Below are 4,947 nucleotides of genomic sequence, written 5' to 3' on the forward strand. Positions count from 1 at the left end.
CTGGCCGAGCAGATCGCCGACCTGATGCCGGGCGAGCTCAACCACGTGTTCTTCACCAGCTCCGGCTCCGAGTGCGCCGACACCGCGGTGAAGATGGCCAAGGCCTACTGGCGCCTCAAGGGCCAGCCGGCCAAGACCAAGTTCATCGGCCGCGCCCGTGGCTACCACGGCGTCAACATCGCCGGCACCAGCCTCGGCGGCATCGGTGGCAACCGCAAGATGTACGGCCAGTTCATGGATGTCGACCACCTGCCGCACACCCTGCAGCCGCACCTGGCCTACACCGACGGAATGGCCGCGACCGGCGGCGTCGAACTGGCCAACGAGCTGCTCAAGCTGATTGAACTGCACGACGCCTCGAACATCGCCGCGGTGATAGTCGAGCCGATGTCCGGTTCGGCCGGCGTCATCGTGCCGCCGGTGGGCTACCTGCAGCGCCTGCGCGAGATCTGCAGCCAGCACAACATCCTGCTGATCTTCGACGAGGTGATCACCGCCTTCGGCCGCTTGGGCACCTGGAGCGGCGCCGAATACTTCGGCGTGACCCCGGACATCATCAACGCCGCCAAGCAGATCACCAACGGCGCCGTGCCGCTGGGCGCGGTGATCGCCAGCAGCGAGATCTACAACACCTTCATGCAGCAGGCCACGCCCGAGCACATGGTCGAGTTCACCCACGGCTACACCTATTCCTCGCACCCGGTGGCCTGCGCCGCCGGCCTGGCCTCGCTGGAGCTGCTCAAGCGCGAAAACCTGCTGCAGCAGTCCGCCGAGCTGGCGCCGCAATTCGCCCGCGCCCTGCACGGCCTCAAGGGCGCCAAGCACATCGTCGACATCCGCAACTGCGGCCTGGCCGGTGCGATCCAGATCGCCCCGCGCGACGGCGACCCGGTGATCCGCCCGTTCGAGGCCGGCATGGCCCTGTGGCAGGCCGGCTTCTACGTGCGCTTCGGCGGCGACACCCTGCAGTTCGGCCCGACCTTCAACGCCAAGATGGAAGACCTCGACCGCGTATTCAGCGCCGTTGGCGAGACCCTGAACAAGCTCGACTAACGGCCTCGCAATAAAGGTGGGAGCGGCTTTAGCCGCGAATGGCGCCAGCGCCGATATCGAGGCGGCTGCTCCCACGACACCCTATAGAGTTCGATCACGGAGATTTTCATGAGCCATATCCCACACCTGATCAACGGCGAACGCATCGAAGGCCAAGGCCGCACCGCCGACGTGTTCAACCCCGCCACCGGCGAGGTGATCCATCAGGTCGCCCTGGCCGACCGCGCCACCATCCAGCAGGCCATCGACGCCGCCAAGGCTGCCTTCCCGGCCTGGCGCAACACCCCGCCGGCCAAGCGCGCCCAGGTGATGTTCCGTTTCAAGCAACTGCTCGAACAGCACGAAGGCACCATCGCCCAGCTGATCAGTGAGGAACACGGCAAGACCATCGAGGACGCCACCGGCGAACTCAAGCGCGGCATCGAGAACGTCGAGTTCGCCTGCGCCGCCCCGCAAATCCTCAAGGGCGAATACAGCCGCAACGTCGGCCCAAACATCGACGCCTGGAGCGACCTGCAGCCGATCGGCGTGGTCGCCGGCATCACCCCGTTCAACTTCCCGGCCATGGTGCCGCTGTGGATGTACCCGCTGGCCATCGTCTGCGGCAACTGCTTCATCTTGAAGCCGTCCGAGCGCGACCCGAGTTCCACCCTGTATATCGCCGAACTGCTGATCGAAGCCGGTCTGCCCAAGGGCGTGATGAGCGTGGTGCACGGCGACAAGGCCGCGGTCGACGCGCTGATCGAGGCCCCGGAAGTCAAGGCCCTGAGCTTCGTCGGCTCGACCCCGATCGCCGAATACATCTACAGCGAAGGCACCAAGCGCGGCAAGCGCGTGCAGGCCCTGGGCGGGGCGAAGAACCACGCCGTGCTGATGCCCGACGCCGACCTGGACAACGCGGTCAGCGCACTGATGGGCGCCGCCTACGGCTCCTGCGGCGAGCGCTGCATGGCCATCTCGGTGGCCGTGTGCGTGGGCGATCAGATCGCCGATGCCCTGGTGCAGAAGCTCATCCCGCAGATCGAAGGCCTGAAGATCGGCGCCGGCACCTCCTGCGGCCTCGACATGGGTCCGCTGGTCACCGGCGCGGCGCGTGACAAGGTCAAGGGCTACATCGACGCTGGCGTCGCCCAGGGCGCGAGCCTGGTGGTCGACGGTCGCGACCTGGTGGTGGCCGGCAACGAGAATGGCTACTTCGTCGGCGGCACCCTGTTCGACAAGGTCACCCCGGAGATGAGCATCTACACCGACGAGATCTTCGGCCCGGTGCTGTGCATCGTCCGGGTCAACAGCCTGGAAGACGCCATGGCGCTGATCAATGCCCACGAATACGGCAACGGCACCTGCATCTTCACCCGCGACGGCGAGTCGGCGCGGCTGTTCTGCGACGAGATCGAAGTCGGCATGGTCGGCGTCAACGTGCCCCTGCCGGTGCCGGTCAGCTACCACAGCTTCGGCGGCTGGAAGCGCTCGCTGTTCGGCGACCTGCACGCCTACGGCCCGGACGGCGTGCGCTTCTACACCCGCAAGAAGGCCATCACCCAGCGCTGGCCGCAACGCGCCTCGCATGAGGCGGCGCAGTTCGCGTTCCCCAGCAATGGCTAAGAGCGGGTAGGGTGGTAAACGGAAGGCCAGTCGCAAGACTGGCCTTTTTGCTTTGTGGAGCAACGCATGATCCGACCTGCGCCGCGTAGGATGTGGTTGAGCGGAGCGATACCCATCGGCGGTCATTGTCTATTTTGGATTGGCATGTACCCGCCGCTTTTGCGTTGCATGTGATTAATGGTTTCGCCCTTACGGCGAGTCACTTTTTGCAGTCGCCAAAAAAGTAACCAAAAACGCTTGCCCCGCCATCCGGATCTCGCTGCGCTCGACTTCCCTCACTCCATCATTGCTCCGTGGGCACGCTGTGACGGGCCATCCATGGCCCAACACAGCTCTCGCGGCATCCATGCCGCTCAACCCACTCCACAACGATTCCGTTTGGCCTCCTGAAGGGGCGTTTGGCGTCGCCTGGTCGTTCTGCGCAGGGTTACCAAAAACAAAGCGCTTTGATTTGCTTTGCCGTGCTTGATTGTTTGCCTCTCGCCGTGCAAGGACGCGGAGCGTGGGTACGATCAACAAAATAGCTAAACCCTAAGCTCAAGCATTCACTGGCTGACTGATTGAGGCGTTCACTGGTGCGATACGCTACAAGGCGTTTTTCGTCTTCATATATGGAATGGACTCGCCATGCTTGTATTGACGCAACAACGTTTATTTCAGTCGGCCACCCTCGTTGCCATTAGCGGCTGGCTGGTGCTGGTCGGTTTGCCCTATTGGTCGGGCGGCCCTCGGTTCGTGCTGGCGATTGCCATTGTGTTGTTGTGCGTCCTGTATGCCGTGGCCTTGTACCAGGCAATGACCGACCGGACTGGAACGGGCAAGCCCGGGTTCTTCACCCTGCAGGGTGTGCTGGCGCTGTTTCGCAACCCCAAGGCGGTACTGGCCGGCTGGGTGCATATCCTTTCTTTCGATCTATTGGCGGGGCTGTATATCCATCAGCAAGGCGCCGCCCAAAGCATCCACCATTTTTGGTTGGTACCTTGTTACCTGTTGGCGATGATGTTCGGCCCATTGGGCCTGCTGCTGTTTCTTGCTATTAGCCTGCTGCACGGCCTGTAGGGCCGGACTTTTGCTTTTGTGGGGGGCAATACATGATCCGACCTGCGCCGCGTAGGATGTGGTTGAGCGCAGCGATACCCATCAAACTCTGGAACTCAACAGCGATTACTGACCCGGATTACACTGCTTGCCCGCAGCAGAGGTGGTGGCCTCGATATTGGTTTCGCCCTTACGGCGAGTCACTTTTTGCAGTCGCCGGATGGCCGGCCCCGCAAAAAGTAACCAAAAACGCTTGCCCCGCCATCCGGGTCTCGCTGTGCTCGACTTCCCTCACTCCATCATTGCTCCAGGGGCACGCCGCGAAGGGCCATCCCTGGCCCATCGCGGCTCTCGCGGCATCCATGCCGCTCAACCCCTTCCGCAACGATTCTGTTCGGCCTCCTGAAGGGGCGTTTGGCGTCGCCTGATAGATCTGCGCAGGGTTACCAAAAGCAGAATTAAAAGCGTCGATTTCCGATAGTGCCCACGCTCCAGCGTGGGCACACCGCCTGTGACGCTCCGCGTCACGGTTTGCTTTGCCGTGTTTGACTGCTTGCCTCTCGCCGTGCAAGGACGCGGAGCGTCCGGTGCTGCGTGCCCACGCGGAGCGTGGGTACGATCAACGATCGGAGCTCTTCGCTGTTGATTCCACAAATCGCCCAGACGATGCGATCCCTGATCCCGTCAGGAGGCCGAGTGGAGGTGCTGTGGAGAGGGGCGTTTGGCATGGATGCCAAACGAGGAACGATGGGCCAGGGATGGCCCTTCGTGACGACCCTCGGAACAGCACCGGAGCGAGGGAAGTTGAGCGCAGCGAAACCCGTATGCCGGGCGCGCTTTCTCTTTGGTTACTTTCTCTTTCGCGCGAGCAAAGAGAAAGTGACTCGCCGTAAGGGCGAAACCGGTAGTTGAAATCAGTGACAATGCGGCGGGTTAACACCTGAAGTTGAGCTGGTTATTTGTCGAGTAGTTGATGTGTATCGCTTCGCTCAACCCCATCCTGCAGTCCTGGTTTAGAGTTATTCCCAGATTTTATAATTAGTGGTCGTGACTCCTGTTGTCGGGTTGCGATGAATGGTGAGCGCTTCTGGCTGGATAATTGTACAAATACCTTTTTTGCTTTCAATGAGAGACTCTTTGCTCTCAAAGAAATCTATTGGCCATCCTCCACTAAATGTACAGGTCATAGCTGGCCACAATAAAGAAATGTAGGATGGACCTTGGTTGTCCTCCGAGGAGAACGACGTCGAA

4 protein-coding genes are annotated in these 4,947 nt (G+C 61.7%); 3 read left to right on the top strand and 1 reads right to left on the bottom strand.

All coding sequences use genetic code 11. The features are described from left to right. The 3 genes from ABZE94_RS20355 to ABZE94_RS20365 all read left to right on the top strand — a co-directional run. On the top strand, positions 1-1,053 hold a 1,053-nt coding region (locus ABZE94_RS20355; protein WP_372877884.1), incomplete at its 5' end, for an aminotransferase class III-fold pyridoxal phosphate-dependent enzyme. 108 nt (positions 1,054-1,161) lie between these two features. Further along, positions 1,162-2,658: a CoA-acylating methylmalonate-semialdehyde dehydrogenase gene (locus tag ABZE94_RS20360; RefSeq protein ID WP_372877886.1), complete on the top strand. Its 1,497-nt coding sequence runs from the start codon at positions 1,162-1,164 to the stop codon at positions 2,656-2,658. Positions 2,659-3,285: 627 nt separating this feature from the next. Then, complete coding sequence (locus ABZE94_RS20365) at positions 3,286-3,717, top strand: abscisic acid-deficient protein Aba4 family protein (RefSeq protein WP_372877888.1); 432 nt, start codon at positions 3,286-3,288, stop codon at positions 3,715-3,717. 998 nt (positions 3,718-4,715) lie between these two features. Here the strand turns inward: ABZE94_RS20365 and ABZE94_RS20370 are convergent. Continuing rightward, on the bottom strand, positions 4,716-4,947 hold a 232-nt coding region (locus ABZE94_RS20370; RefSeq protein WP_372877890.1), incomplete at its 5' end, for a hypothetical protein.

The sequence above is a fragment of the Pseudomonas sp. genome, assembly GCF_041601375.1.
GTDB lineage: Bacteria > Pseudomonadota > Gammaproteobacteria > Pseudomonadales > Pseudomonadaceae > Aquipseudomonas.